Source organism: Cellulomonas denverensis, from assembly GCF_012396125.1.
Lineage (GTDB): Bacteria > Actinomycetota > Actinomycetes > Actinomycetales > Cellulomonadaceae > Cellulomonas > Cellulomonas denverensis.
This window is the reverse complement of record NZ_JAAXOX010000006.1, coordinates 1-24,430: the sequence shown is the minus strand read 5'-3', so window position 1 is coordinate 24,430 and position 24,430 is coordinate 1. Positions and strand designations below refer to the sequence as shown.

The window sequence follows — 24,430 nt, the reverse complement described above, 5'->3', positions numbered from 1 at the left end:
CATGCCCAAGATCATCGGCGGGTCCCTGCACGAGCACCGGGAGCAGACGCGGCTGAAGCTGTTCGCCGCCCTCTCCGAGCTGATGACCGAGCGCGGCTTCGACGCGATCACCCTGGCGGACATCGCCGCGGCGGCCGGGATCGGCCGGACCGCGGTGTACAACCACTTCGCCGACAAGGAGGCGATGCTGCTCGGCTTCATCATGCATGAGACCGAGCAGTACGTCGTGGCGCTGGAGCAGGAGCTCGACGGCATCGAGGACCCCACCCAGAAGCTGCGCACCTACATCCGGGCCCAGTCCCGGCTCAAGCGCGACTACCACATGGTCAGCGGCGCCGATCTGCGCTCGGTGCTGTCCCGCGGCACCCAGCAGCGGGTCCGCGAGCACGTGGTGATGCTGGAGCAGGTGCTGCGCCGGATCCTCGCGGCCGGCATCGACTCCGGCGACTTCCCGCCCCAGGATCTGGCCACCACGGTCGCCCTGGTGAACGCCTGCCTGACCCGGACCCTGCCGAACCAGGAGCCCGCCCGCGGAGAGGCGATCGAGTCCACGGTGACCTTCGTGCTGCGTGCGGTCGGCGCCGACCCGGAGCCCGCGCAGGCCCCGCAGCCCGCCGACCACGACCCGGTCCCGGCGGTGGCCTGACTCACCCGCACGGGCGACGCGCGGATCCCACCCGCACCGATGGGGTGTGCGGGCACCGGCCAGCCGGGATGATGGTCCGATGACCGATGCCGTCCGCGAGCTCGCCCTGCTGGCCCACCGGCTGGCCGGGCACACCGTGCCCGAGGACGTGCACCGCTCCGCCCTCGACGCCCTGCGCACCCTGGTCGGCGAGCGGGTCACGCTGCTGCGCTTCGAGCAGGACGACCAGATCGTGCTCGCCGGGGCCCCGGTGGCGGAGCCGCCCGCGCTGGACGGCACCGCCCTGGGCGAGCTGCGCCGCACCGACGCGACCCTGCTGCTGCCCCCGGGCGGCCGCAGCCCGGGCCGGCTGGTCGCACCGATCCGGGTGAACGGCGAGCTGTGGGGGGCGTGCCTGATCCAGCAGGCCGAGCCCTTCACCCCGGACGACGCCGCCCGCGCCGAACTGGTCGGTGCCCTGGCCGGAGCGGCCATCGCGCGCACCGACCTGGCCGAACAGGTCCGGCACCTGGTCTCCGACGATGCGCTGACCGGGCTGAACACCCGCCGGGTCGCCGACGAGGCCGCCCACCGCGCCCTGGAGTCCGGCGAGGAGACCTGCATCGTGATGTGCGACGTCGACGGCCTCAAGCAGGTCAACGACGATCTGGGCCACGACGCCGGCGACGACCTGCTGCGCGCGGTGGCCGGGGTGCTGCGCCGGGCCGGTGCCGGACTGCCCGGGTCGACCGTGGCCCGGATCGGCGGCGACGAGTTCTGCCTGGTCACCCAGGGCATCCCCCGGGCCACGGTCGCCCGGGTGATGGAGTCCGCGGTCGCCGAGGCCCCGCTGCCGCACGGCGCCTCCCTGTCCTACGGTGTGGCGTCGTCCGCCCGGGGGTCGCTCGGCACCCGGACCACCACCCGCTCGCTGTTCCGGCGGGCCGACGCCGCGCAGTACCACGCCAAGCGCGCCCACCAGGCCGCCCGGTCCCGGCTGTACCGCTCGGACGACCCCGCCACCGTGCTCGGCCGGACCGTGTCCGCGGCGGTCACCGCGCTGAGCCGGTCCGGGCCCAACCGGCTCAGCCGGCTGTGCGCGCTGGCCCCGGCGGTCAGTGAGGCGATGGGCGGTTCCGCCTGGGCCGTGCACCGCGAACTGTCCGGCGCCCCGGACGGTCAGCAGTGGGCGGCGGTCGCCCGCGGCGGGTCCAGCGGCGGGCACCTGCCCGACGTGCGGCGGATCGAGCTGCGCGAGGGCGACTGGGTGATCACGGTCGAGAGCACCCTGCCCGCCCACGACCGCACCGTGGAGGCCACCCTGCACACCCTGATGTCGCTGGCGGTGCTGGGCGGCAGCTGACCGCGCTCAGCCGTGCAGCGGCAGGGTCAGCTCGCTCGCCGCACCGGCCACCACCCGCACCGGCACGCCCCACTCCTGGGAGTTGAGGTGGCAGGCCGGGAACTCGATCGACGGATCGGCATCGCAGGAGGCGGCGCGGGCGGCGATGTGCAGCACGCCCTCGGCGACCTCCGGGTTGATCCGCAGCCCCCGGGTCAGCGGGATGTCCCGGCCCTCGCCGTCCAGCAGCAGCTCCGGCGGCGAGCTGGACACGGTGAGCTGGGTGGACGGCCCGTAGCGGTCGTCGTACTTCTGCCCGGCCGCCGGGGTGAACACCACGTCCAGGGTCAGCTCGCCGGGCGCGACATCGGTCGCCGGGCGGGCCGTGCGGTGCGCGCCGGCGTCCAGGATCTCCCCGGCCAGGGTCGACGGCAGCGTGATCCGGGTCAGCCGGTGCGCGGCGGACTCCACCACCAGCACGGTCAGGTCGCCGTCGGCGGCCGGGAGCAGCACGATCCCGCTCGGCTCGGCCAGCCCGGTGGCCAGGGTGGACACCTGCCCGTCCGGCGACCAGCGGCGCACCGCCCCGTTGTAGGTGTCGGCGATCAGCACCGAGCCGTCCGGCAGCGCGGCGACCCCCAGCGGGTGCTGCAGCAGTGCCTGATCCGCCGCCCCGTCCCGGTGCCCGAAGTCGTAGAGCCCGGAGCCCACCTCGGTGTCCACCGTGATGGCCGCCCAGCGATCCGCCGGTCCGGCCACCCGGTCGGCGGCGGGTCCGGGGCCGATCCGGCGCAGCGCCGAGGTCTCCGCGTCGGCCAGCCAGATCGTACCGTCCGGGCCGAGGCTCAGGCCGGAGGGCTGAGCGAACCAGGTGTCCCCCGCCGCGCCGGCCGCGCCGTCCTCCAGCCCCTCGTTCATGCTGCCCGCCACCGGCTCGACCGCGCCGGTCACCGGGTCGAAGGCCCACAGCTGATGGTTGCCGGCCATCGCCACCAGCGCGGTGCCGGTCGCCGGCACCCAGGTCACGTCCCACGGCGAGGACAGCGGCACGGTCAGCGGATCGCGCGGCGCACCGTCCACCCGCCACAGCTCCGGGCGGCCCGGCAGCGGCGCCGGCACCGTCGGGTCGCCGACCAGGTACTGCGCGCCGGTCCCGGCCACCGTCCGCACCGCACCGTCGGACAGCCGGACCCCGCGCAGCGCGTGGTTCACGGTGTCGGCGACCAGCACGTCGTAGCCCACCTGCTCCGCGACCTCGGCGGGCAGCAGGGTCAGGCCGTTCGGCTCGCTGAACCGGGCGGCCGCCGCGTCCCCGTCCACCAGGCCGCGCTCGCCGGTACCGATCCGCCGCACCAGGGTCTCGCCGTCCGCGGCCAGCTCGGCCAGGCCGTGATGCCCGGCATCGGCGACCAGCAGGTTCCCGGACGGCAACCGCACCGCCTTCGCCGGGAACCGCAGCGTGCCCGCCACCGGCTCCGGCGGCACGTACACCCCACCACCGCGATGCAGCGTGCCCTTGGCCTCGTGCTCCGCGATCAGCTCCTCGACCAGCACCCGCAGGTTGCTCAGGTGCCCCTCGCCGGCCATCTGGGCGACGATGTAGCCCTCCGGATCGATCACCACCAGCGTCGGCCAGGCCCGCGCGGTGTACGCCGACCAGGTCACCAGCTCCGGGTCGTCCAGCACCGGGTGGTGCACCTCGTAGCGCTCGACCGCCGCCGCCAGGGCGTCCGGGTCGGCTTCGTGCGCGAACTTCGGCGAGTGCACCCCGACGATCACCAGCACGTCCCGGTGCTGCTCCTCCAGCTCGCGCAGCTCGTCCAGCACGTGCAGGCAGTTGATGCAGCAGAAGGTCCAGAAGTCGAGCAGCACGATCTTGCCGCGCAGGTCGGCGAGCGAGACCTGGGCACCGCCGGTGTTCAGCCACCCCCGTCCCACGAGCTCGGAGGCGCGGACGCGGGGCAGGCGGCTGGTCGAGGCGGTCACAGGAGAAGTGAACAGCATCGGGGGTCGCGGCCTTCCCGGGCGTCCACGATCCGCCCCCGCAGACGCCACAACACCCCGGGTGCGCAACCGCACGGTTGCGCACCCGGGGTGTTGTCATCGTCAGCCCAGTGCGTCCGGCAGCGGCGGCAGGTCGTCGCCGGTCTGACCGAGCACCTGCTCCGCCAGGAACCGCTCGACCACCTGGTACCAGACCTTCGCGTGCTGCGGGGTCAGCACCCAGTGGTTCTCGTCCGGGAAGTACAGGAACCGGTGCGGGGTGCGGCCCTGCTCGTCGGCGGGCAGCGCGGAGCGGGACAGCAGCTCGTACCAGAGCCGTAGGCCCTCCCCGATCGGCACCCGGTAGTCCTTGTCCCCGTGGATGACCAGCATCGGCGTCACGATCTTGTCCACCGACAGGTGCGGGGAGTTGGCCATCGCCATCTCCGGCGTCATCTCCCGCGCCCAGTAGAAGGCGTCGTCGGTGGTCGGGCCGAACTGGTCCAGCGCCCACAGGCTGGCGTGGGTCACGATCGCCCGGAACCGGTCGGTGTGGCCGGCCACCCAGTTGGCCATGTATCCGCCGAAGGACCCGCCCATCGCGGCGGTCCGGGTCTGGTCGATCTCCGGCCGGGCGACGGCGGCGTCGGTGAGCGCGATCAGGTCGGTGAACGGCGCCGCACCCCAGGCCCCCCAGCCGCGCTGCACGAACTCCTGCCCGTACCCGGTGGACAGCGCCGGGTCCGGCAGCAGCACCGCATAGCCCCGGGCGGCCAGGATCCACGGGTTCCAGCGCCAGGACCAGGTGTTCCACGACCCGAGCGGGCCGCCGTGGATCCACAGCAGCAGCGGCGCCGGGGTCGACGCATCGGCGCCCTCCGGCAGCACCAGCCAGGACCGCAGCGCGGACCCGTCCTGCGCGGTCGCAGTGACCTCGGTCAGCGTGCCGGGCACGGAGGGCAGCGGCGCGGGAGTGGGCAGCTCGGTCGCCGGGACCGGGTCGCCGGTGGCGAGAGCGGCGGCCAGGTCGATCCGCACCGGGTGCGCCGGGGCCAGGTACGACGAGCGCAGCGCGTACAGCGTCCGGCCGTCCGGGCTGACCTGCACGTCGGTGAACACCGCGTCGTCGGCGGTGATCCGGGTGACGGCGTCCGTAGCCAGGTCCAGGTGGAACACCGGGCCGCGGCCCAGGTGGTCGGCCTCGATCAGCAGGCCGGCACCGTCCGGGGTCCAGGTCACGTGCCCGGGCCAGCGGTCCCAGCCGGCGGCCAGGCGGCGCGGCGCGGCACCGGCCAGGTCGGTCAGCCACAGCTCCACCCGCGGCGCCTGGTGCGGGGTGGAGATCGTCTCGCGCAGGAACGCCACCCGGTGGCCGTCCGGGGCGATCGCCGGCGATCCGGCCTCGGCGGCGGGGTCGTCGACCAGCGTGCGCCGCTCGCCGGTGGCCAGGTCGACGGCGACCAGGATCTGGCGCAGCGTGCCCTTGGCCCCCGGCACCGTCCAGGAGGTCACCGCGGTGGCACCGTCCGGGGTGAGCACCGCGTCCTGGTGCCGCAGCCCCACACCGGGGTCGGCGGTGACGTCGCGCAGCGTGCCGCGCTCGCCCTCGCCGGGCTCCAGCACGAACAGGTGCGGCACCGACGGTCCCAGGTCGTGATCCCAGAACCGGACCGGGTACGCCTCGTGCAGGATCGCGGCGACCTTGGTGTCCTTGCGCAGCTGGTGGCGGCGCTGGTCGTCGGCGTCGTCGGCCGACCGCGGCAGCACCTCGGAGAGCACGGCGGTCACCGGGGCGTCATCGGCGGTCAGCACCCCGTCGATCCCGGCGTGCCGGGTCGCGATCACCCGGGCCTCGCCACCGGCGGCCGGCAGCAGCCACAGCGCGGCCGGGGCGTCGTCGTCCGCGGACTCCGGGTCCGGGCGGCCGGAGGTGAACAGCAGGTCGCCGCCGGCGGTGAAGCGCGCGGCCGACTCGCCCTTGGCGGAGCGGGTCAGGCGGTGCGCGGGGGCGGCACCGGCCGGGTCGATCTCCCACAGGGCACTGACGTGCTTGGTGCGCTTCGGGTCCAGGGTGGACACCGAGGTCACCAGGCGGGTGCCGTCCGGGGAGAGCCGCAGGCCGGACAGCCGCGGCAGGGCGATGTAGTCGTCGAGGTCGTGGAACGGAGTGGGCGGTGGGGCGGCGTCGGTCATGCGCACCGGTGTATCACGACCGGGGCTGCGGGTCCCCGTCCTGTGCGGCCGCCCGGTCCCGATCGGGGGCCACCCCGGTGCGATCCCGCTCGGCCAGCCCGGCCAGCATCGCGTTGTAGGCGTCCAGCTCCGCGTCGCCGTCCCGGTCCACCTTGCGGTCCCGGCGGCGGGCGGTGCGCTCGTCGTCCCGGGACCAGGCCAGCGCCACCCCGATCGCCAGCGCGAGGGTGGGCAGCTCGCCGATCCCCCAGGCCACGCCACCGCCGCGCTGCTGATCCTCCAGCGCACTCGGCCCCCACGGCCGGCCCAGGTTGCCGAACCAGTCCGGCACCAGCAGCACCTCACCGGTGACCAGTGCGACGCCGAAGAACGCGTGGAAGGCCATCGTGGCGAACAGCAGCAGCAGCCGTTGCGGGTAGCCGGGCCGGGTCGGGCCGGGGTCGATGCCGACCAGCGCGTTCGCGAACAGGTACCCGGCCAGGGAGAAGTGCAGCACCATCGCGTAGTGCCCGACGCCGGACTCCAGCGCCCAGCCGAAGATGCCGGTGTAGTAGAAGACGATCATCGACCCGGCGAAGTTCACCGCCGCGATCACCGGGTTGGCGAAGAACCGGCCCCACCGGCTGTGCACCAGCGCCAGCAGCCACTCCCGCGGCCCCCGTGAGGTGTCCGCACCCCGCGCCTGTCCGGGCCGGGCCGCCCCGCGGGACGGCAGTGCCCGCAGCGCCAGGGTGACCGGCGCGGAGAGCGCCAGCAGCACCGGGATCACCATCGCCAGCAGCATGTGCTGCACCATGTGCGCGCTGAACAGCACGTGGCCGTACATCGCCGGGCCGCCCGAGGTGGTCCAGAAGAACACCAGCATCCCGGTCACCCAGCTCGCCGTCCGGGCCCAGGGCCAGGCGTCGCCGCGCCGGCGCAGCCGCGCCGCCCAGCGCAGGTAGACCACGATCCCGGCGACCGCGGCGCTGGCCAGCAGCACGTCCCAGCGCCACTGGGTGACCCAGGACAGCGTGGTCGGCTCCGGCGGCAGCGCATGCCCGGTGACGATCTCGGCCGGCGTGGGGTCGGCGATCGGGTCGTCCGGCACCGGCGGGGCGGTGGAGCCCAGTGCCACCGCGACCCCGGAGACCGCCCCCATCACCGCCAGCTCGACCAGCACCAGCCGCCAGAACAGCCGGGTGACCGGCCCGTCGGTGGCGGTGAGCTTGGCGACCACGGCCCGCCGGTGCAGCAGCCCGAGCAGCCCGAGCACGCCGAACAGGGCGATCTTCACCAGCAGCAGCAGGCCGTACCGGGTGCCGAGGTCGGACCAGGTGCCGAGCCGGACCAGCGAGTTCACGATCCCGGAGACCGCGACCAGCGCGAAGCACCAGCCCGCGATCACCGAGAACCGGGCGACCGCCGGGGCCAGGTCGCGGCCGAGCCGCTGCGCCAGCGGGGCCAGCGCGGCCAGCACCCCGATCCACAGGGCGGCACCGATCAGGTGTAGGAACATCGAGGAGGTCGCCAGGTCGTGGCTGGCCGCCCCGGAGGCGTGCCCGGTCTGCGCGGTCTGCCAGAGCGCGACCAGCACCAGCACCGCGGTCCACGCCGCCCCCACCGGCGAGGTCACCAGCAGCGACAGCGCCGTGACCACCCCCGCGGCGATCACCGCGGTCAGCAGCACCCGGCCCAGTTCGAAGCCGGTGACGAACCGGCCCAGCTCCGCACCGAACGCCGGGTCGGAGGGCGACAGCCCCGCGACGTTCGCGTAGGTCAGCACCAGCTCCAGCACCGCGATCAGTGTCCAGGCCGCCGACGACGCCGCGGTCACCCCGGCCGCCGCCCGCACCAGCGTGGTGTCCTGGCGGCGCGGCAACACGGTGGCCAGCAGCACCAGCCCACCCAGGGTCAGCGACGCGGCCAGCTCGCTCAGCGTGGTGACCACCGGCAGACCCCAGCGCACCAGCGCCCCCGGGTCGCGCAGCAGCACCGGGTCCGCCGCACCACTGAACGCGACGCCGGCCACCACCGCGGCGACCCCGGCGATCGCCAGCGCGGCGATCCGGGTGGCACCCGCGGTGGTCCGGGGCCGGGCCGTGGTGGCCGCCGTCGTCATCACTTGTCCTGGTCGGCCTTCGCCTTGCGCCGCTCGTGCACCACGAAGGTCACCACGGCCGCGAGCGCCAGCACGCCGACCACGATCGCGACGATCGCCCCCGCGGCCAGCCCGGCGTCCTCGTCCTCGGCGATCGCGTCCGGTGCGGGGGTGGCGTCGATCGGCTCGGCGATCGGCGATGCGTCCTCGGTCGCCTGGGTGGTCACCTCGGGCTCCGCGGACGCGCCCGGGTCCACCCCGACCGTGGTGGCGGCCTCGGCGGTGAAGGTCAGGGTGCCGTCGATCGGGTGCCCGTCGGCGGAGGTGACCCGCCAGCTCACCGTGTACGTCCCGGCGGGCAGGTCGCCGGTCAGCGGCTGGATCACCGAGGTGTCGGCCAGCTGCACCGGGCCGTCGCCGACCGCGCGGCCGTCCGGGGCGGTCACCACCAGCTCCGAGCCCAGCTCCTGCGCCGGCTCGTTGAACACCAGGGTGATCTGCTCCGGCGCGGTGGCCACGGTCGACCCGTCGGCGGGGTCGCTGGAGACCAGCGCATTGTGCGCGGCGGCCCGGGGCGCGCCCAGCACGATCAGCACCAGGCCGAGCAGGGCCACGGCGAGCGTGGCGGCGGTGCGGGCGACGGCGGGACGGGACGGCGTGGCGACTGCGGCGCGGCTGAGGGTGCTCACCACCCCATCATCACCCGCGACGTGCCCCGCTGGGGCACCAGGTGGCTGATCTCACGTCGGGGCGACTGCCACTGTGGATAACTCCACCCGGTCCCGCGCGGCCCCTAGCGTCCTGGACATGACCTCACTGCTCGCCGACACCGACCCGTGGGACCGGCCACGGGAGCGGATGCTGCGCCTGGGCGCCGACGCGCTCTCCGACGTCGAGCTGGTCGCGCTGCTGCTCGGTTCCGGCCGCCGCGGCTCCGGGGTCCTCGACTGTGCCCAGGACCTGCTGGCCACACACGGCGGCCTGTCCGGACTCGCCGACCAGGACAGTGTCACCCTCACCGCCGTCCCCGGCGTCGGACCGGCGAAGGCGACCCGGCTGGTGGCCGCCCTCGCACTGGCCCGCCGGTTCGGCACCTCCACCGACCGGCGGCAGACCGTCCGCGGGCCCGACGACATCCGGCGGGTGGCCGCCCCGCTCCTGGCCGGGGTGCGGGACGACCGGGTCGCGGTGATCGCCGCCGACCGTGCCAGCCGGGTGCTGGGCACCACCGTGCTGGCCGACGTCCGTGCCCACGACCGGCCGGTCCCGGTGCGCCTGGTCCTCGCCGCGGCACTCCGGCACGGCGCGGTGACCTTCGCCCTGGCCCACCGCTGCACCGCCCGCCCCGACGGAGGCGGCGCGCCCGGTACCCCGAGCCCCGGTCCGTACGACCACGGCGCCCGCGGAGCGAACGCCACCACCGCGACCGGCCGGGCCGGCTCCACCACGGACCGGACGGCTGGCGCCACCCCGGACCGCCGGGTCGCCACCTCCTCGGACCGCCCGGCCGACGCCACCCCGGACCGCCGGGCCGGCACCACCGCGGACCGCCCGGCCGGCACCACCGCGGACCGCCCGGCCGGCACCACCGACCGCCCGGCCCACACCGCCGGGGCCCGCGGGGCCGGATCTCCGGATCGGAGCGCGGGCGCCGACGATCGCGAGTTCACCGCCCTGATCGCGAACGCCGCGGGACTGTGCGGTCTGCGCCTGCTCGACCACGTGGCGCTGCTCCTCGACGACGGGGGTGATGCCGCAGGATGAGACCGTGACCGAGAACCCCGTCCTGCACATCGCCGCCGCCCTGATCACCGACCCGGAGGGCCGCCACCTGCTGGTCCGCAAGCGCGGCACCACGATGTTCATGCAGGCCGGCGGCAAGCTCGAACCCGGTGAGGACCCCGACGCCGCCCTGGTCCGGGAGATCGCCGAGGAATTGGGCGTCACCGTCGACCGCACCGCCCTGCGCCCGCTGGGTGTCCGGCACGCCCCGGCCGCGAACGAGCCCGGCCATGACCTGATCGCCCACGTCTTCGCCCTGGACGGTGTCCCGGCCGCGCGGGCCACGGCGGAGATCGAGGAGGTGGTGTGGGTGGACGCTACCCAGGCCGCCGCCCTGCCCCTGGCCCCACTCACCCGCGACCTTCTCGGCCACGCCGGCTGACGGCCCGGGGCATCCCTTTTTCCGCGCCTCACCGGCACGACTCGACCCCGCCCCAACCCCACACCCCGCCCGCCGGCACGACTGCCTTGCTGCCCGACAGCGCCACTGCCCCACAGCCCTCCGGCCGACCGCCTGGCCGTCCCACCGGCGCACCGCCGCACCGCCGCACCGCCGCACCGCCGCACCGCCGCACCGCCGCACCGCCGCACCGCCACACCGCCACACCGCCGCACCGCCACACCGCCACACCGCCACACCGCCACAGTGCACAACCTGGGCGGTCCCCGGCCACACGACCCGGCCGACCGGTCACGCGACCACCGCGCGCCGACCCGGCGAGCCGCCGCGCCGCCCCACCGCCTCACTGCCGACCGCCGACCGCCGACCGCCGACTGCCGACTGCCGACCGCCGACTGCCGACTGCCGACTGCCGACTGCCGACTGCCGAGAGTGCACGAATGCACGCCTCTAGCGCCGAGTGAGCTGCATTCGTGCACTCTCGGCGCGGATGAGGCGTGCACTCCGGTCTGGCCCTGGCCGCTCGGCCCGGCCGGCCGGTCACGCGACCACCGCGCGACCCGGCGAGCCGCGGTCGAGGGCGCAGTCGGCGTTGCTCGGTCCGCCCCAGGACTCACCGGAACTCCGCCCTCGACGTCCTCGACGCCCCGGCGCGACCGACGCGGGGCTGGCCGGGGCGGCGGGGGCCCGGGCCAGTGCGCCGGTGCGGGGGTGAGCAGGACCTGCGCGCGAGCCCGGCTGGTCCGGGGGTCCTCCCCGGTCGGCGGGTGAGTGGCCTACCGTCGTGTCATGGCCCGCAGCATCGCCACCACCACGCCCGTCGACCTGCCCACGCTGCTGGACTTCGTCCGGCCCCGGCACCACCTCCTGTTGGTGACCCTCCGGCGGGACGGCCGCCCGCAGATCTCGCCGGTGTCCGGTGGGGTCGACGACCAGGGCCGGATCGTGATCTCGACCTACCCGGGCCGCGCCAAGACGGTGAACGCCGAGCGCGACCCCCGGGTGTCGGTCTGCGTGCTCTCCGACGACTTCGGCGACGCCTGGGTGCAGGTGGACGGAGACGCCGAGGTGTTGCACATGCCCGAGGCGGAGGACGCGCTGGTCGACTACTACCGGTGCATCGCCGGTGAACACCCGGACTGGGACGAGTACCGCGCCGCGATGCGGGTGCAGGGCAAGTCGCTGATCCGGATCACGCCGACCCGGTGGGGACCGATCGCCACCGGCGGGTTCCCGGCCGACGTCGCCGCCCGCCTGGACGGCTGACCCCGACCGCCGGACGGCTGCCCGGCGCGCTCAGTCCCGGTCGCTGAGGACGAGTTCCAGCGCGTGCAGCGCCTGGCGGACGATCCCGGGGTTGGTCCGCCAGTAGTACGGCAGCGCGATCAGCGCCTGGGCCAGCGCCCAGCCTCGGCCGCGCAGGCGCATGGCGTCGTCGGCGTGCACGGCGGTGAGGAAGGTCCGGCGGTCCGGGCCTGTGAACAGGTTCCAGGCGGGTTGCAGGTCGCAGGCGGGGTCGCCGACGTTGAGGCCGCCGTAGTCGATGACCGCGGAGAGCCGTCCGCCGACCACCAGCAGGTTCCCGGGCAGCAGGTCGCCGTGGACCCAGACGTCCACCCCGTCCCAGACCGGCGCGGCGAGCGACTGTTCCCAGGACCGCAGGGCGGCGGTGCCGTTGATCCGGTCACCCAGCTCGGCGATCGCCCGGCGGACGCCCTGGTCGCTCTCGGCGAGTGCGCCGCCGCGGGCTCCTGGCTGCCGGGCCGGTGCGCCGGTGGAGTCGACCGCGCGCAACGCCAGGACGAACGCGGCCAGGTCGGCGGCCGCCCGGCCGAGGTCGTGCAGAGTGCCGTTGGCGTTCTGCCCGGGCAGCCACTCGTGCACCGCCCAGCTGAATGGGTACTCCGCGTCCGGGCGGCCGAGGGCGACCGGGGTCGGGACCGCCAGGGGCAGGTGTGGGGCCAGGCGGGGCAGCCACTCGGCCTCCTTCGCGGCTTGCCCATCGGCCCAGGCGATCCGGGGCAACCGGACGACGAGGTGGTCACCGAGCCGGTAGATGTCGTGGTCGGTGCCGTAGGACGGGACCAGGGTGGCGGGCAGGCCGGCCCATTGCGGGAACTGCCGGGCCAGCAGCCGGCGCACCAGGGCGGCGTCGGTGGTGATCTCGTCGACGTGCATCCGGGGTCGGGTCATCACCGGCAGTGTCCCGGCTGCGCGCTGCGCCGGACCACCGGTTTTCCGGGCGCGCACGGCCCGCCGCCCGGGCCCAGCCGGAACGACGCCCGGCCCACCACCCGGGACCCTCCCGGAACCGCGCACGGCCCGCCACCGATCGGATGACGGGCCGTGCGGAACTCACTCCGGGCCGGTCAGCCCCAGACCAGCCCCTGCGCGGGGTCGCCCAGCACCGCCGCGACATCCGCCAGCACCCGGGAGCCGAGCTCGCCGTCCACCAGCCGGTGGTCGAAGCTCAGCGCGAGCTGGGTGACGTAGCGCGGCTTGATCTTGCCCTTGTGCACCCACGGCTGCTGCCGGATCGCCCCGAACGCGAGGATGGCCGCCTCGCCGGGGTTGAGGATCGGGGTGCCGGTGTCGATGCCGAAGACGCCGACGTTGGTGATCGTGATCGTGCCGTCGGACATGTCGGTGGGCGAGGTCTTGCCGGCCCGGGCGGTCGACGTGAGTCCGGCGATCCCCTCGGCCAGGTCGTGCAGCCCCATCCGGTGCGCGTCCTTGACGTTGGGGACCACCAGCCCGCGGGGGGTGGCGGCGGCGATGCCGAGGTTCACGTAGTGCTTGTAGACGATCTCCTGCGCGGCCTCGTCCCAGGAGGCATTGATCTCCGGGTGCCGGCGCACGGCGAGCAGCAGGGCCTTGGCGGTGATCAGCAGCGGGGTGACCCGGACGTCGGCGAACTCGCGCTCCTCGCGCAGCCGGGCGACCAGCTTCATGGTGCGAGTGACGTCGACGGTGTGGAAGACGGTGACGTGCGGCGCGGTGAACGCGCTGGCGACCATCGCCTCGGCGGTGCGCTTGCGGACCGACTTCACCGGTACCCGGGTCTGCCGCCCGTCCGCGGAGACCGTGCCGGAGGCGAGCCAGGGCTGGTCGTCACCGGGGTAGGTCGCCAGGCCGCGGGGTTCGGCCTGAGCGGTGTAGGCCAGGACGTCCTCCCGGGTGACGATGCCGCCGGGGCCGGTGGGCTGCACCGACTCCAGGTCGACGCCCAGGTCACGGGCCAGCTTGCGCACCGGCGGCTTCGCGAGCGCCCGGCCGTGGGCGGAGTGGCCGGTCGCGGACCCGGACGGCTGGGCACCCGCCGCGCCCGCACCGTTCGCCGGCGACGCGGCACCGGTGGCGGTGGCGGCACCCGTGGCGGCGGCCAGCGTGGCACCGGGCCCGGCAGTCCCGGAGGACACCGCACCGGGACCGGCAGTCACGGCACCCGGCCCCGCGGTCCCGGAGGACGCAGCTCCCGGCCCGGCCGCACCAGCACCCGCGGCGGGCGCACCCAGCGCCGGGTCGCCCTCGGCGGAGGTGAACCGTGCCCGCCGCCGGCTCGGCGCCTCGGCCGTGCCGTAGCCCACCAGCACCGCGCCACCGACCTCCTCGGCCGGGGCGGGCTCGGCGGCGGTCGCGGGCTGCTCGACCGGCGCAGCGGCGGCACCTCCGTCGCGGGAGTACGGCTCGCCGGCCCCCTGCGGGTCGGTGTCCACGACGATGATCGGCACGCCGACCTCGACCGTCTCGCCCTCGGCGACCAGCAGGTCGACCACGACGCCCGCGAACGGGCTGGGCAGGTCCACCAGGGACTTGGCGGTCTCCACCTCGACGATGGTCTGGTTGATCTCCACCGCGTCACCGACGGCGACGTGCCAGGCGGCGATCTCGGCCTCGGTCAGGCCCTCGCCGGCGTCGGGGAGGCGGAACTGCTGGTAGGACGGCACGGATTCTCCTTGGTGCGGGCGGTCGGCTCAGTGGGCGAGGACGCGGTCGACGGCGTCCAGCACCCGGTCCAGGCCGGGCAGGTACTCGTGCTCCAGCTTGGCCACCGGGTAGGGCGTGTGGAAACCACCCACCCGCAACACCGGGGCCTCCAGGTGGTAGAAGCACTCCTCGGTGATCCGGGCGGCGACCTCGGCGCCGGTGCCGTACAGGACCGGGGCCTCGTGCATGACCACGCAGCGGCCGGTGCGGCGGACCGACTCGGCGACCGTGGTCACGTCCAGCGGGGAGATCGCGCGCAGGTCGACCACCTCGATGCTGCGGCCCTCGGCGGCGGCGGACTCGGCGACCTTGAGCGCGGTGGCCACGGTCGGCCCGTGTGCGACCAGGGTGACGTCGGTGCCGGGCCGCAGGATGCGCGCGGAGTCGAGCAGGGCACCGGCCTCGGGGGCGAGCGCGTCGCCCTCGGTGTCGACCTCGCCCTTCTCCCAGTACCGGCCCTTCGGCTCGAAGAACAGCACTGGGTCGGGGCTGGCGATCGCCTGCTGGATCATCACGTGCGCGTCGGCCGGGGTGGACGGGCTGACCACCCGCAGGCCGGCGGTGTGCGCGAACAGCACCTCCGGCGACTCGCTGTGGTGCTCGACCGCGCCGATCCCGCCGCCGAACGGCACCCGGATCACGACCGGCAGGTTCAGCCGCCCGCGGGACCGGTAGTGCATCTTGGACAGCTGGGTGGTGATCTGGTCGAAGCCCGGGAAGATGAACCCGTCGAACTGGATCTCGCACACCGGGCGGTAGCCGCGCAGGGCCAGGCCGATCGCGGTGCCGATGATCCCGGACTCGGCGAGCGGGGTGTCCACCACCCGGTCGGTGCCGAAGTCCTTGGCCAGGCCGTCGGTCACCCGGAACACGCCACCGAGGGCGCCGATGTCCTCGCCCATCAGCATCACCTTCGGGTCGCGCTCCATCGCGCGGCGCAGCCCGGTGTTGATCGCCTTGGCGAAGGTGATCTTCTGCGTACTCACTCGGCACCTCCGATGAAGGACGACTCGTAACGCTCGAACCACTGGCGCTCGGCGTCGACGATGGCGTGCGGGGTGGCGTAGACGTGCTCGAACATCGTGGCGGTGCTCGGCCGGCCGAGGGACCGGGTGAACTCGCGCACCCGCTCACCCAGGGCGTCCGCCTCGGCCTCGACCTCGGCCCGGACCGCGTCGGTGAGGGCGCCGGTGCCGGTCAGGTAGGTGGTGAGCCGGTCGATCGGGTCACGCTGGCGCCAGTAGTCCTCCTCGGCGGCCGACCGGTAGCGGGTCGGGTCGTCGGAGGTGGTGTGGGCGCCCATCCGGTAGGTGAACGCCTCGATGAAGGTCGGTCCGCCGCCGGAGCGTGCCCGTTCCAGCGCCTCGGCGGTGACGGCGTAGCAGGCCAGCACGTCGTTGCCGTCGACCCGGACGCTCGGCACCCCGAAGCCCAGGCCGCGGTCGGCCAGTGGGACCCGGGTCTGGCGAACGGTGGACTCGGAGATCGCCCACTGGTTGTTCTGGCAGAACAGCACCAGCGGGGCGTTGTTCACCGCGGAGAACACCAGGGCCTCGTTCACGTCGCCCTGGCTGGTTGCCCCGTCGCCGAAGTAGGTCACCACGGCGGTGTCCCGCTCGGGGTCGCCGGTGCCGACCGCGCCGTCGCGCTGGACGCCCATCGCGTAGCCGGTGGCGTGCAGGGTGTGCGAGCCGATCACCAGCGTGTACAGGTGAAAGTTGTGCGCGGCCGGGTCCCAGCCGCCGTGGTCGACGCCGCGGAACAGCCGCAGCAGTTCGGTCAGGTCCAGGCCGCGGGTGTGGGCCACGCCGTGCTCGCGGTAGGACGGGAACACGAAGTCCTGCGGCGCCAGCGCCCGGCCGGAGCCGATCTGCGCGGCCTCCTGCCCCAGGCTCTGCACCCACAGGCCCAGTTCGCCCTGGCGCTGCAGCGAGGTGGCCTCGGTGTCGAAGCGCCGCACCAGCACCATGTCGCGCCACATGCCGAGCAGGGCCGCGGAGTCCAGGTGCGCCACCCGGGGGCTGTACTCGGGGTGTTCCAGTCGCTCACCACCGGGGGTGAGCAGCTGGACCAGGCCGTCGTCGGTCAGCGGTCCGCTGTCGTGCACGCGGTTCTCCTTCGCCTGCGTCGCCGCCCCGGGACCGGGACGTCGTTCAACCTACGCCACCGTAGGCTACGCAACCGTAGGTCCGCAGTCCTGGGGACCGTCAAGTCTGCCCGGGACCGGTTGTGCGGACTCCACAACCGCGTGACACCAGCCTGGCGGGCGGTCGCGCGGGTGCGAATCCGGGAAGCCGGTCAGTACCCGGGGGGAACCCCGAGCCGGGCTCGCAGCTCGTCGTTCTCCCGCTGGATCGGCCACCGGGAGTAGGCGAACACCAGGAACATCACCACGTTCACCACCGGGACCAGGCCGATCAGGATCCACCAGCCCGAGTAGCCGGCCTTCTGGATGATCCGGATGTAGGCGATCACGAAGATCAGCCAGATCACGATCGCGATCGTGATCCCGATCCCGCTGCCCAGCCAGGCGAGGACCTCGTTCTGTGTCGTGTCGTCCATGCCGGACAGCATCCTCGCCCGGGCCGGTCCCGGCACCCGGACGACGCACGACGGCCCGCCCCGGGCGCCCGGGACGGGCCGTCGTCGACTGCGGCTTCAGCGCTGCGGCAGCCGGACCACCTCGACGAAGAACTCGTCGATCTGCCGCACGACCTCGATGAACCGGTCGAAGTCCACCGGCTTGGTCACGTAGGCGTTCGCATGCAGGGAGTAGGAGCGGACCACGTCCTCCTCGGCCTCGGAGGTGGTCAGCACCACCACCGGGATCCGGCGCAGCGCCTCGTCGCCCTTGAGCGCCTCCAGCACCTCGCGGCCGTCCATCTTCGGCAGGTTGAGGTCCAGCAGGATCAGGTCCGGCGTGGGGGCGTTCGCGTGCTCGCCCTCCTTGCGCAGGAACTCCATCGCACTGACCCCGTCCGCGACCACGGACAGCCGGTTGGCGACCTTGTTGTGCTCGAACGCCTCCTGGGTCATGAGCACGTCGCCCGGGTCGTCCTCCACCAACAGCACGTCGATGACCTTGCCCGCCATGTTCATTCCTCCGTCCCGCCGGCTGCGACCGGCGTGTTGTCGTCGGGTGCCGCCGCGGGCAGCGTCCAGCGGATGCTGGTACCGGGCCCTTCGGAGTCGCCGAGCCAGATCCGACCGCCGTGGTATTCGACGATCTTCTTGCACAGCGCCAGCCCGATGCCGGTGCCGCCGTACACGTCCTTGGGGTGCAGTCGCTGGAAGATGACGAACACCCGCTCGGCGTACTGGGGGTCGATGCCGATGCCGTTGTCCCGGCACTCGAACTCCCACTCGTCGCCGACCCGCTCGGCGCTCAGCCGCACCACCGGGGGCCGGTCGGGGTCGTGGAACTTGATCGCGTTGCCGACCAGGTTCTGCAACAACTGGACCAGCAGCCCGCGTTCGCCGCTGACCACCGGCAGGCCGTCGGCCTCGACCACCGCCCCGGTGTCCTCCACCCGGTCGCCCAGGTTGTCCAGCGCCTCGGCCAGGGCGGCGTCCATCGGCACCTCGGTGACCTCGCCGCCGATCCGGCCGACCCGGGAGAAACCGAGCAGGTCCTGGATCAGCGCCTGCATCCGCTTGGCGCCGTCCACCGCGAAGCCGATGTACTGGTCCGCCCGCTCGTCCAGCTGGCCGCCGTACCGCTTCTGCAGCAGCTGGGTGAAGCTGGCCACCTTGCGCAGCGGCTCCTGCAGGTCGTGCGAGGCCACGTAGGCGAACTGCTCCAGGTCCCGGTTCGACCGGCGCAGCTCCTCCGCCTGTTCGGTCAGCTGCTCGTGCGCGGCGGCGACCTCGGCGCGGGAGGCCTCGATCGACTGCAGCTGGGCGACCAGGCTCAGCCGCATCTGTTCGACGTCGGCGGCCAGGTTCGCGATCTCGCCCGGACCCGTGGTCTCCACCCGGTGGTGCAGGTCGCCGGAGGACACCGCGCGGCTGTCCTCGGCCAGCGCATTCAGCGGCTCGGTGATCCACCGGCTCAGGGTCTGCCAGAGCAGCGCGGCGGCGACCACCGCGGCGAAGACCAGCACGGCCATCGTCGCCACCACCACCTGGGTCCAGGTGTCCAGCTGCTCGGCGGCCTGGCTGCGGCGGTCGGCCAGCAGGTCGAGGTAGTGCTGCACCGCGTCGCGGGTCCGGTCGAAGACCACCTGGCCGGCGGTGATCTCGTCCGGGGTCACCGCGGCGGGTCCGTTGGCGGCCACGTGCTCGATGATCGGTGCCGCGACCCGCTCGTCCCACTCCTGGGCGGCGACCAGCGCCCGGCCGGCCGCGTCCTGCATCTCCTCGGGGTACCGTCCGTCGGCGTTCTCCGCGACCTCGGCGAAGGTGTCCAGCGCCTCGTCCACCCGCTCATACGGTTCGAGGGTCACCTCCGACCCGGTCAGCGCGTAGCCCCGCACCGCGGTCTCGGCATCGACCAGACCGGTGTACGCGCTCTCCGCCGCGGTGATCGCGCTGAAGTACCGGTCGGCGACCTGGTTCTGCCGGTCGATCATCTGCCAGAGCGCCAGCACGGCCGCGGCCACGATCAGGGCGAGCACGATGCCGCCGGCGGTCAGCGCCTGGAACAGCCGGCCGCGCAGGGTGCGGGTGGTGCGGGCAGGCCGGGTGGTGACGGCAGTGCTCACGCCTCGACCACCTCGCGGCCGTCCCAGCCGACGACCACCACGGCGGTGTCGTCGACCAGCTCGCCGCCGTGCTGGGCGCGCACCTCCTGCAGCACCGACTCCACGACCTCGTCCCGGTCCGCGGCCAGCGCCTCGTCCACCACCTTCAACAGCCCCTCCTTGCCGATCCGTTCGGAGCCGCGGCCGGCGATCGTCGCCTCCAGCACCCCGTCGGTGTACATCATCAGCCGCCACCGGTCGCCGACCCGCAGCCGCTCCGGCTCCCAGACGCCGTCCACCGGGATGCCGAGCGCGCGGCCGCGGTGCCCGGTGGGCAGCAGCTGCGAGGGCCGGCCGGTGTCCGGGTCGCCGAGCAGGAACGGCACCGGGTGGCCGGCCAGGTACATGTCCACGGTCTGCCGGTCCGGGCCGATCCGCACCATCGACGCGGTGGTGAAGATCTCGCTGCGGGAGCGCTCGGAGATCAGCACCCGCTCGACCAGGGGGAACAGCTCCGCCACCGGGGCGCCGGCCAGCACCAGGGTCCGCCAGGCCGTGCGCAGCACCGCGCCGAGCGCCGCCTCGTCCGGACCGTGCCCGCAGACGTCGCCGACCAGGGCCAGCACGCTGCCGTCCGGGCACTCGACCACGTCGTAGAAGTCCCCGCCGAGCACCCCGGCCCGGCCGGCCCGGTACCCGACCCGGACCTCCAGCCGCTGGTCCGACACCGCGGGCCGGGGCAGCAGGGCACGCTCGAAGCGCACGGTCTCCTCCGCCTGCACCCGGGAGCGGTACAGCAGCAGGTCCGCGGTCTGCAGCTGGCGGCGCTGCACCGCGTACCGGATCGACCGGCTCAGCAGCTCGCCGTCGACCTCGCCTTTGACCAGGTAGTCCTGCGCGCCGGCGGCGACTGCCTGCAGCCCGGTGTCGGTGTCGGTCCGGCCGGTGAGCACCACCACCGCGGGGGCACCGGCGGACAGCAGACGGCGCAGCGCGTCCAGCCCGTGCGCGTCCGGCAGCCCGAGGTCGAGCAGCACGCAGTCGACGTCCAGCCGGTCGATCGCCTCGTTGAGCGTGCGGACATGATCGGTGTGCACCGCCAACCCGGCGTCGTCCAGGTGCTCGGCGACCAGGACCGCGTCCGCGTCGTCGTCCTCCACGAGCAGGAGCCGGATCGAGTCGCCATCGGCGGGGTCACCGAAGTCGATCGGGGGCGCGGGCCAGTCAGCGCTCTCGGTCACCGGACCACCCTTCGAGACATCCCCCTGGCTGAGCCGCGAAGGATAGGCGAATTGCGGCACTTCGGCATAACCGTCGATTCACCCGCTGGTCGCAGCCTATCCGCAGGGTGCGCGGGCTACCGCCTGAACCCGGAGGTGACCTTCAGCACCAGATCCGTCGCCTCCGGCTCGCCGACACTCACCCGCACCCCGTCACCGGCGAACGGGCGCACCAGCACCCCCGCCGCGGTCGCCTCCTGGGCGAAGCGCAGCGCGTCCTCGCCCAGCGGCAACCAGACGAAGTTCGCCTCCGAGTCCGGCACCTGCCAGCCCTGCTCCCGCAGCCCGGCCAGCAACCGCCCGCGCTCACCGACGATCCGCTGCACCCGGTCCAACAGCTCGTCCACCGCGCGCAGCGAGGCCACCGCAGCCAGCTGCGCCACGTGTGACACCCCGAACGGCGTCGACGCCGCCCGGATCCCCGCCGCCAGCCGGGCGTCCGCCACCGCGAAGCCCACCCGCAGCCCGGCCAGCCCGTACGCCTTGGAGAAGGTCCGCAGCAGCACCACGTTCCGGTGCTCGGCCAGCACGGCCAGGCCGTCCGGCGCCTGCGGGTCGCGGACGAACTCGACATAGGCCTCGTCCAGCACCACCAGCACATCCCGGGGCACCGCCGCCAGGAACGCCGCCAGCTCATCCGCGTGCACCGCCGGGCCGGTCGGGTTGTTCGGGGTGCACACCAGCACCACCCGGGTCCGCTCGGTGACCGCGGCGGCCATCGCCGGCAGGTCCAGCCGTCCGTCCGCCCGCACCGGCACCTGCACCGACTCGCCGCCGGCGAGGGTCACCGCGATCGGGTACGCCTCGAAGGACCGCCACGGGTAGACCACCTGATCGCCCGCATCGCAGAACGCCGCCAGGATGTGCCCCAGCACCGCCACCGACCCACAGCCCGCGACCACCTGCTCCGGCTGCACGCCGAGGTGCCCGGCGACCGCCTCGGTCAGCTCGGTGGCGTACATGTCCGGGTACCGGTTCACGTCGACCGCCGCATCCGCGATCGCCGCCACCACCGAGGGCAGCGGCGGGTACGGGTTCTCGTTCGACGACAGCTTGTAGGCCGCCGCACCCACCGGCACCCGTGCACCGGGGACGTAGGGCGGCAGCGTGGACAGAGCGGGCCGGAGCGGAACGTGCTTCACGCAAGACAGGATGCCACCGGCGCTGGCACCATCGGAGGCATGAGATTCGTCGTGCGCGTACTGATCAGCGGGGTCGCCCTGTGGCTGGCGGAGATCCTGCTGTCCGGGATGGAGATCGTCGGCGCCGATTCCACCGGCGGCAAGATCGGGATCATCCTCCTGGTCGCGCTGGTGTTCGGCATCGTCAACGCCATCGTCAAGCCGATCGTGCAGGTGCTGAGCATCCCGCTCTACATCCTGACGCTCGGGCTGTTCACCCTGGTGGTGAACGCCCTGATGCTGATGCTCACGGCGTGGATCACCGAGCAGACCGACTGGGGCCTGCGGATCGACAGCTTCGGCACCGCGGTGATCGGCGCGCTGATCGTGTCGGTGGTCAGCTTCGTGCTGTCGGTGCTGATCCCGGAGTCCCGCAAGGACTGACCGGCCCGCAGGTCAGCGCGGCGCGATGGTGTACGTCACCACCGGCACGCCGCCCTCCTCCTTGAGCACCACGGTGACCGCGTGCCCGGCGGAGACCATCGAGTAGGACCGCAGATCGTCCCGCTCGATCTCCCCCGTCGGCAGGAAGCCTGCATCCGCCAGCAGTTGCAGCGCGGCGTCCTGAGCCGCGGTGCTGTCCACCTGGACCGTCGCGGTGTGCGTCCGGTCGCCGACCAGCCGGGACTCCACCAGGGTTCCCTCGGCCAATGGGAAGTCCTCCGGGAAGCCCGCTGCCACCGTGACCTCATTGCGCGCCTCGACGGGGGCACCGTTGCCACCGGTGACCAGCAGGATCGCAGCGACCACCACCGCTGCTACCGCCACCAGGACCGGCACCACCAGTCGCCTCGGCCAGCGGGGAACCGCCCCTGCCAGTGGGGTCCTCGAACCACGGGTGCGCTTGTGCGTCGTCACGGGTGATCTCCTGTCAGATCGGAACGAATGACTAGTCACACACGGGCGTACGGGTGCCCGCTCGGACTGAGTGGCGGTTCGGCCATGAGTTGGGTGGTCGACCGCCCGCCCACGGCACCGCTGGGTGCAGCGGCCGGGACATGACCGGACGGGCGGGGCGCGGTGGCCCCACCCGTCCGGTCATCGGCGGCGGGGGCATCGGCCACCGTGCTGGTGACCGATGCCCCCGCCCGGCGTCACTTCACCTGCGCGCCGTGCCGGCGACGGAGGGCGATCGCCCACCACCCGGCACCGAGCAGCAGCAGCGCCCCAGCGGCCAGACCCGCGGCCTCGCCACCGGTGATCGCCAGCGCGCCCGAACCAGAACCCGAACCGGATCCGGATCCGGAGCCACCAGCGGCCACCACCTGGAGCGGAGCACTCCCCTCGGCCGCCGACTCCATCCCCTTGACGACCACGCTGTGGGCGCCGAGCGGGAAGTCGGCGGGCACCGTGATCACCTGGGTCACCGCACCAGCGGCGTCCATCGTGACCTCGCCAACCAGCACCGGGGTGGAGTTCAACCAGATCTCGCCCGGCTCGCCCTCGGCGAAGCCGGTCGCGGTGACCGTGACCTGCTCACCCGGGGCGACCACGTCCTGGGACAGAGTCACCTCGATCTGGCGGCGCACGGTGACCTTGACCCGGTCGGACACGTTGCCCGAGTCGTCGACCACCTCGACCTCGATCTCAGATCCAGGGCCCTGCGGCGGGTCGAGAGTGATCTCGAACCGGCAGTCCTCATCGGCCTTGGCAGTGCCGATCAGGTTGCCCTGGGAGTCGTAGACGTTGACCGTCGCGCCCGGCTCGGCGCAGCCCGTCACCTTGTCGCCGTCGGTCTCGTCGACCTTCGGCGGCGCCGGGGCCTCGGAGTCCACCGTCACCGACGCGGGGTCGGAGACATTCCCGGCGGCGTCGGTCGCCCGAGCGGTCACCACCAGCCCGTGGGCCAGCGGCGGCGTGAACGGGCAGCTGAACGCGCCGGTCTTCGCATCCGCGACCACCGTGCAGAGCACGGTCCCGTTCGGGTCGGTCAGCGTCACCGTCGAGGACGGCTCAGCGGTGCCCGACACCTTCGTGCCGTTGCTGGGGTTGAGCACCGGGGGCGCCGGAGCGACCCGATCCACGACCACCATCGACTGCGGGCTGATGCTGCCGGTCTCCAGGATCGCCACCGCACCCACGATGGTCCCGTCCGCCAGCGGCGGATCGAAGGGCATCACGAACGCACCGGTAACCGGGTCGGCCTTCACCGTGCCCAGCTTCTCCCCGGTCTTGACCAGGGTGAGCTCGACCATCGCGCCCGGAACCGTGGTCCCGGAGACGGTCGACCCGTTGGACGGGTTCAGCGCCGGCGCATCCGGCACCGTGGCATCCACCGTCACCGACGCGGGGTCGGAGACGTTGCCCACGGCGTCGGTGGCGACACCGGTCACCACCAGACCATCGGCCAGTGCGGGCGAGAACTCGCAGCTGAACACACCGGTCGTGGCGTCGGCGACCTTCTCGCAGAGGACCGCACCGGTCTTCTGGTCGGTCAGGGTGACCGTCGATCCCGGCTCGGCGGTGCCGGTGATCCGGGCGCCATTGGTCGGGTTCAGCACCGGAGCGTCCGGCGGCGTGGTGTCCACGATCACATCGACCGGGTCGGACTCGTTACCAGCGGGGTCCTTGACCACGACCACCGGCGGCTTCTCGCCCTCACCAGGCTCCTTCAGCGGCTCATCCGGAGTGAACGTCCAGTTCCCATCACCCTTGTCCTCCCACGAACCAGGAATCTCCTCGCCCGTGTCAGGGTCACGAATGATCGGCTTGGCACCGTCCTCCACACCCTCGACCTCGACCTTGTCACCCTGACCCGGGTGCACGATCGGAGCGTCCGGCGGCGTGGTGTCCACGATCACATCGACCGGGTCGGACTCGTTACCAGCGGGGTCCTTGACCACGACCACCGGCGGCTTCTCGCCCTCACCAGGCTCCTTCAGCGGCTCATCCGGA

21 protein-coding genes are annotated in these 24,430 nt (G+C 73.7%); 6 read left to right on the top strand and 15 right to left on the bottom strand.

All coding sequences use genetic code 11. The features are described from left to right. Position 1 precedes the first annotated feature (1 nt). Together HGA03_RS12110 and HGA03_RS12105 are read left to right on the top strand one after the other, a co-directional pair. Positions 2 to 646 carry a TetR/AcrR family transcriptional regulator gene (locus HGA03_RS12110; protein ID WP_168630544.1) on the top strand — a complete coding sequence of 215 codons (645 nt, stop codon included), beginning with the start codon at positions 2 to 4 and terminating at the stop codon, positions 644 to 646. A 79-nt stretch (positions 647 to 725) separates the two neighbouring features. Next, positions 726 to 1,988 carry a GGDEF domain-containing protein gene (locus HGA03_RS12105; protein WP_239073530.1) on the top strand — a complete coding sequence of 421 codons (1,263 nt, stop codon included), beginning with the start codon at positions 726 to 728 and terminating at the stop codon, positions 1,986 to 1,988. A 6-nt stretch (positions 1,989 to 1,994) separates the two neighbouring features. Here the strand turns inward: HGA03_RS12105 and HGA03_RS12100 are convergent, their stop codons facing one another. The 4 genes from HGA03_RS12100 to HGA03_RS12085 form a co-directional block, all read right to left on the bottom strand. Further along, a complete protein-coding gene (locus HGA03_RS12100; protein WP_168630543.1) occupies positions 1,995 to 3,971 on the bottom strand; it encodes an NHL domain-containing thioredoxin family protein in 1,977 nt (658 codons plus the stop codon). Positions 3,972 to 4,073: 102 nt separating this feature from the next. After that, positions 4,074 to 6,143: an alpha/beta hydrolase family protein gene (locus tag HGA03_RS12095; RefSeq protein ID WP_168630542.1), complete on the bottom strand. Its 2,070-nt coding sequence runs from the start codon at positions 6,141 to 6,143 to the stop codon at positions 4,074 to 4,076. A gap of 13 nt (positions 6,144 to 6,156) precedes the next feature. After that, positions 6,157 to 8,244 carry a bifunctional copper resistance protein CopD/cytochrome c oxidase assembly protein gene (locus tag HGA03_RS12090; protein ID WP_168630541.1) on the bottom strand — a complete coding sequence of 696 codons (2,088 nt, stop codon included), beginning with the start codon at positions 8,242 to 8,244 and terminating at the stop codon, positions 6,157 to 6,159. Next, positions 8,244 to 8,912 (bottom strand): copper resistance CopC family protein, encoded by a 669-nt coding sequence (locus HGA03_RS12085; protein ID WP_168630540.1) that lies wholly within the window; start codon positions 8,910 to 8,912, stop codon positions 8,244 to 8,246. Before HGA03_RS12085 ends, HGA03_RS12090 begins: the two co-directional genes overlap by 1 nt. A gap of 118 nt (positions 8,913 to 9,030) precedes the next feature. Between HGA03_RS12085 and HGA03_RS12080 the strand changes: the two genes are divergently transcribed. The 3 genes from HGA03_RS12080 (at position 9,031) to HGA03_RS12070 (ending at position 11,671) form a co-directional block, all read left to right on the top strand. After that, positions 9,031 to 9,987 (top strand): JAB domain-containing protein, encoded by a 957-nt coding sequence (locus HGA03_RS12080; protein ID WP_168630539.1) that lies wholly within the window; start codon positions 9,031 to 9,033, stop codon positions 9,985 to 9,987. 4 nt (positions 9,988 to 9,991) lie between these two features. Next, entirely contained in the window at positions 9,992 to 10,387 is a 396-nt protein-coding gene (locus HGA03_RS12075; protein WP_239073531.1) for an NUDIX hydrolase, read from the top strand. Positions 10,388 to 11,194: 807 nt separating this feature from the next. Then, positions 11,195 to 11,671 carry a PPOX class F420-dependent oxidoreductase gene (locus HGA03_RS12070; protein WP_168630537.1) on the top strand — a complete coding sequence of 159 codons (477 nt, stop codon included), beginning with the start codon at positions 11,195 to 11,197 and terminating at the stop codon, positions 11,669 to 11,671. A 30-nt stretch (positions 11,672 to 11,701) separates the two neighbouring features. On the opposite strand, the gene HGA03_RS12065 is transcribed toward HGA03_RS12070, so the two are convergent. The 9 genes from HGA03_RS12065 to hisC form a co-directional block, all read right to left on the bottom strand. Further along, positions 11,702 to 12,598, bottom strand: coding sequence for an aminoglycoside phosphotransferase family protein (locus HGA03_RS12065; RefSeq protein WP_168630536.1), 897 nt, complete (start codon positions 12,596 to 12,598; stop codon positions 11,702 to 11,704). A 176-nt stretch (positions 12,599 to 12,774) separates the two neighbouring features. Further along, positions 12,775 to 14,352: a dihydrolipoamide acetyltransferase family protein gene (locus HGA03_RS12060; protein ID WP_168630535.1), complete on the bottom strand. Its 1,578-nt coding sequence runs from the start codon at positions 14,350 to 14,352 to the stop codon at positions 12,775 to 12,777. Positions 14,353 to 14,379: 27 nt separating this feature from the next. Next, positions 14,380 to 15,321, bottom strand: coding sequence for an alpha-ketoacid dehydrogenase subunit beta (locus HGA03_RS12055; protein ID WP_210732476.1), 942 nt, complete (start codon positions 15,319 to 15,321; stop codon positions 14,380 to 14,382). A gap of 53 nt (positions 15,322 to 15,374) precedes the next feature. Beyond that, entirely contained in the window at positions 15,375 to 16,499 is a 1,125-nt protein-coding gene (pdhA, locus tag HGA03_RS12050; RefSeq protein ID WP_168630533.1) for a pyruvate dehydrogenase (acetyl-transferring) E1 component subunit alpha, read from the bottom strand. Positions 16,500 to 16,690: 191 nt separating this feature from the next. Then, positions 16,691 to 16,954 (bottom strand): DUF805 domain-containing protein, encoded by a 264-nt coding sequence (locus tag HGA03_RS12045; protein ID WP_168630532.1) that lies wholly within the window; start codon positions 16,952 to 16,954, stop codon positions 16,691 to 16,693. Between the two features lie 96 nt (positions 16,955 to 17,050). Further along, positions 17,051 to 17,491: a response regulator gene (locus HGA03_RS12040; protein WP_168630531.1), complete on the bottom strand. Its 441-nt coding sequence runs from the start codon at positions 17,489 to 17,491 to the stop codon at positions 17,051 to 17,053. Next, positions 17,488 to 19,095, bottom strand: coding sequence for a sensor histidine kinase (locus tag HGA03_RS12035; protein ID WP_168630530.1), 1,608 nt, complete (start codon positions 19,093 to 19,095; stop codon positions 17,488 to 17,490). The genes HGA03_RS12040 and HGA03_RS12035 overlap by 4 nt, the downstream gene beginning before the upstream one ends. Next, on the bottom strand, positions 19,092 to 20,315 hold the full coding sequence (locus HGA03_RS12030; protein ID WP_168630529.1) for a PP2C family protein-serine/threonine phosphatase: 1,224 nt from the start codon (positions 20,313 to 20,315) through the stop codon (positions 19,092 to 19,094). The genes HGA03_RS12035 and HGA03_RS12030 overlap by 4 nt, the downstream gene beginning before the upstream one ends. A 116-nt stretch (positions 20,316 to 20,431) precedes the next feature. Then, a complete protein-coding gene (gene hisC, locus HGA03_RS12025) occupies positions 20,432 to 21,496 on the bottom strand; it encodes a histidinol-phosphate transaminase (RefSeq protein ID WP_168630528.1) in 1,065 nt (354 codons plus the stop codon). Positions 21,497 to 21,535: 39 nt separating this feature from the next. Here hisC and HGA03_RS12020 point away from each other — a divergent pair, with 39 nt between their 5' ends. Beyond that, entirely contained in the window at positions 21,536 to 21,919 is a 384-nt protein-coding gene (locus HGA03_RS12020) for a phage holin family protein (protein ID WP_168630527.1), read from the top strand. Positions 21,920 to 21,931: 12 nt separating this feature from the next. Here HGA03_RS12020 and HGA03_RS12015 read toward each other — a convergent pair whose 3' ends face one another. Continuing rightward, positions 21,932 to 22,285 carry a hypothetical protein gene (locus tag HGA03_RS12015; protein ID WP_168630526.1) on the bottom strand — a complete coding sequence of 118 codons (354 nt, stop codon included), beginning with the start codon at positions 22,283 to 22,285 and terminating at the stop codon, positions 21,932 to 21,934. 344 nt (positions 22,286 to 22,629) lie between these two features. Further along, positions 22,630 to 24,430, bottom strand: a 1,801-nt coding sequence (locus HGA03_RS12010; RefSeq protein ID WP_247602111.1) for an Ig-like domain-containing protein, incomplete at its 5' end; no start/stop codon positions are given.

What these genes read in the sequence shown, in the direction of transcription:
- HGA03_RS12055 (WP_210732476.1), bottom strand. Translation starts at nt 15,321, where the DNA reads ATGGAGCGCGACCCGAAGGTGATGCTGATGGGCGAGGACATCGGCGCC.
- HGA03_RS12070 (WP_168630537.1), top strand. Translation starts at nt 11,195, where the DNA reads ATGGCCCGCAGCATCGCCACCACCACGCCCGTCGACCTGCCCACGCTG.
- HGA03_RS12105 (WP_239073530.1), top strand. Translation starts at nt 726, where the DNA reads ATGACCGATGCCGTCCGCGAGCTCGCCCTGCTGGCCCACCGGCTGGCC.
- HGA03_RS12065 (WP_168630536.1), bottom strand. Translation starts at nt 12,598, where the DNA reads ATGACCCGACCCCGGATGCACGTCGACGAGATCACCACCGACGCCGCC.
- HGA03_RS12045 (WP_168630532.1), bottom strand. Translation starts at nt 16,954, where the DNA reads ATGGACGACACGACACAGAACGAGGTCCTCGCCTGGCTGGGCAGCGGG.
- HGA03_RS12040 (WP_168630531.1), bottom strand. Translation starts at nt 17,491, where the DNA reads ATGAACATGGCGGGCAAGGTCATCGACGTGCTGTTGGTGGAGGACGAC.
- HGA03_RS12020 (WP_168630527.1), top strand. Translation starts at nt 21,536, where the DNA reads ATGAGATTCGTCGTGCGCGTACTGATCAGCGGGGTCGCCCTGTGGCTG.
- HGA03_RS12090 (WP_168630541.1), bottom strand. Translation starts at nt 8,244, where the DNA reads ATGACGACGGCGGCCACCACGGCCCGGCCCCGGACCACCGCGGGTGCC.
- HGA03_RS12095 (WP_168630542.1), bottom strand. Translation starts at nt 6,143, where the DNA reads ATGACCGACGCCGCCCCACCGCCCACTCCGTTCCACGACCTCGACGAC.
- HGA03_RS12110 (WP_168630544.1), top strand. Translation starts at nt 2, where the DNA reads ATGCCCAAGATCATCGGCGGGTCCCTGCACGAGCACCGGGAGCAGACG.
- HGA03_RS12100 (WP_168630543.1), bottom strand. Translation starts at nt 3,971, where the DNA reads ATGCTGTTCACTTCTCCTGTGACCGCCTCGACCAGCCGCCTGCCCCGC.
- HGA03_RS12080 (WP_168630539.1), top strand. Translation starts at nt 9,031, where the DNA reads ATGACCTCACTGCTCGCCGACACCGACCCGTGGGACCGGCCACGGGAG.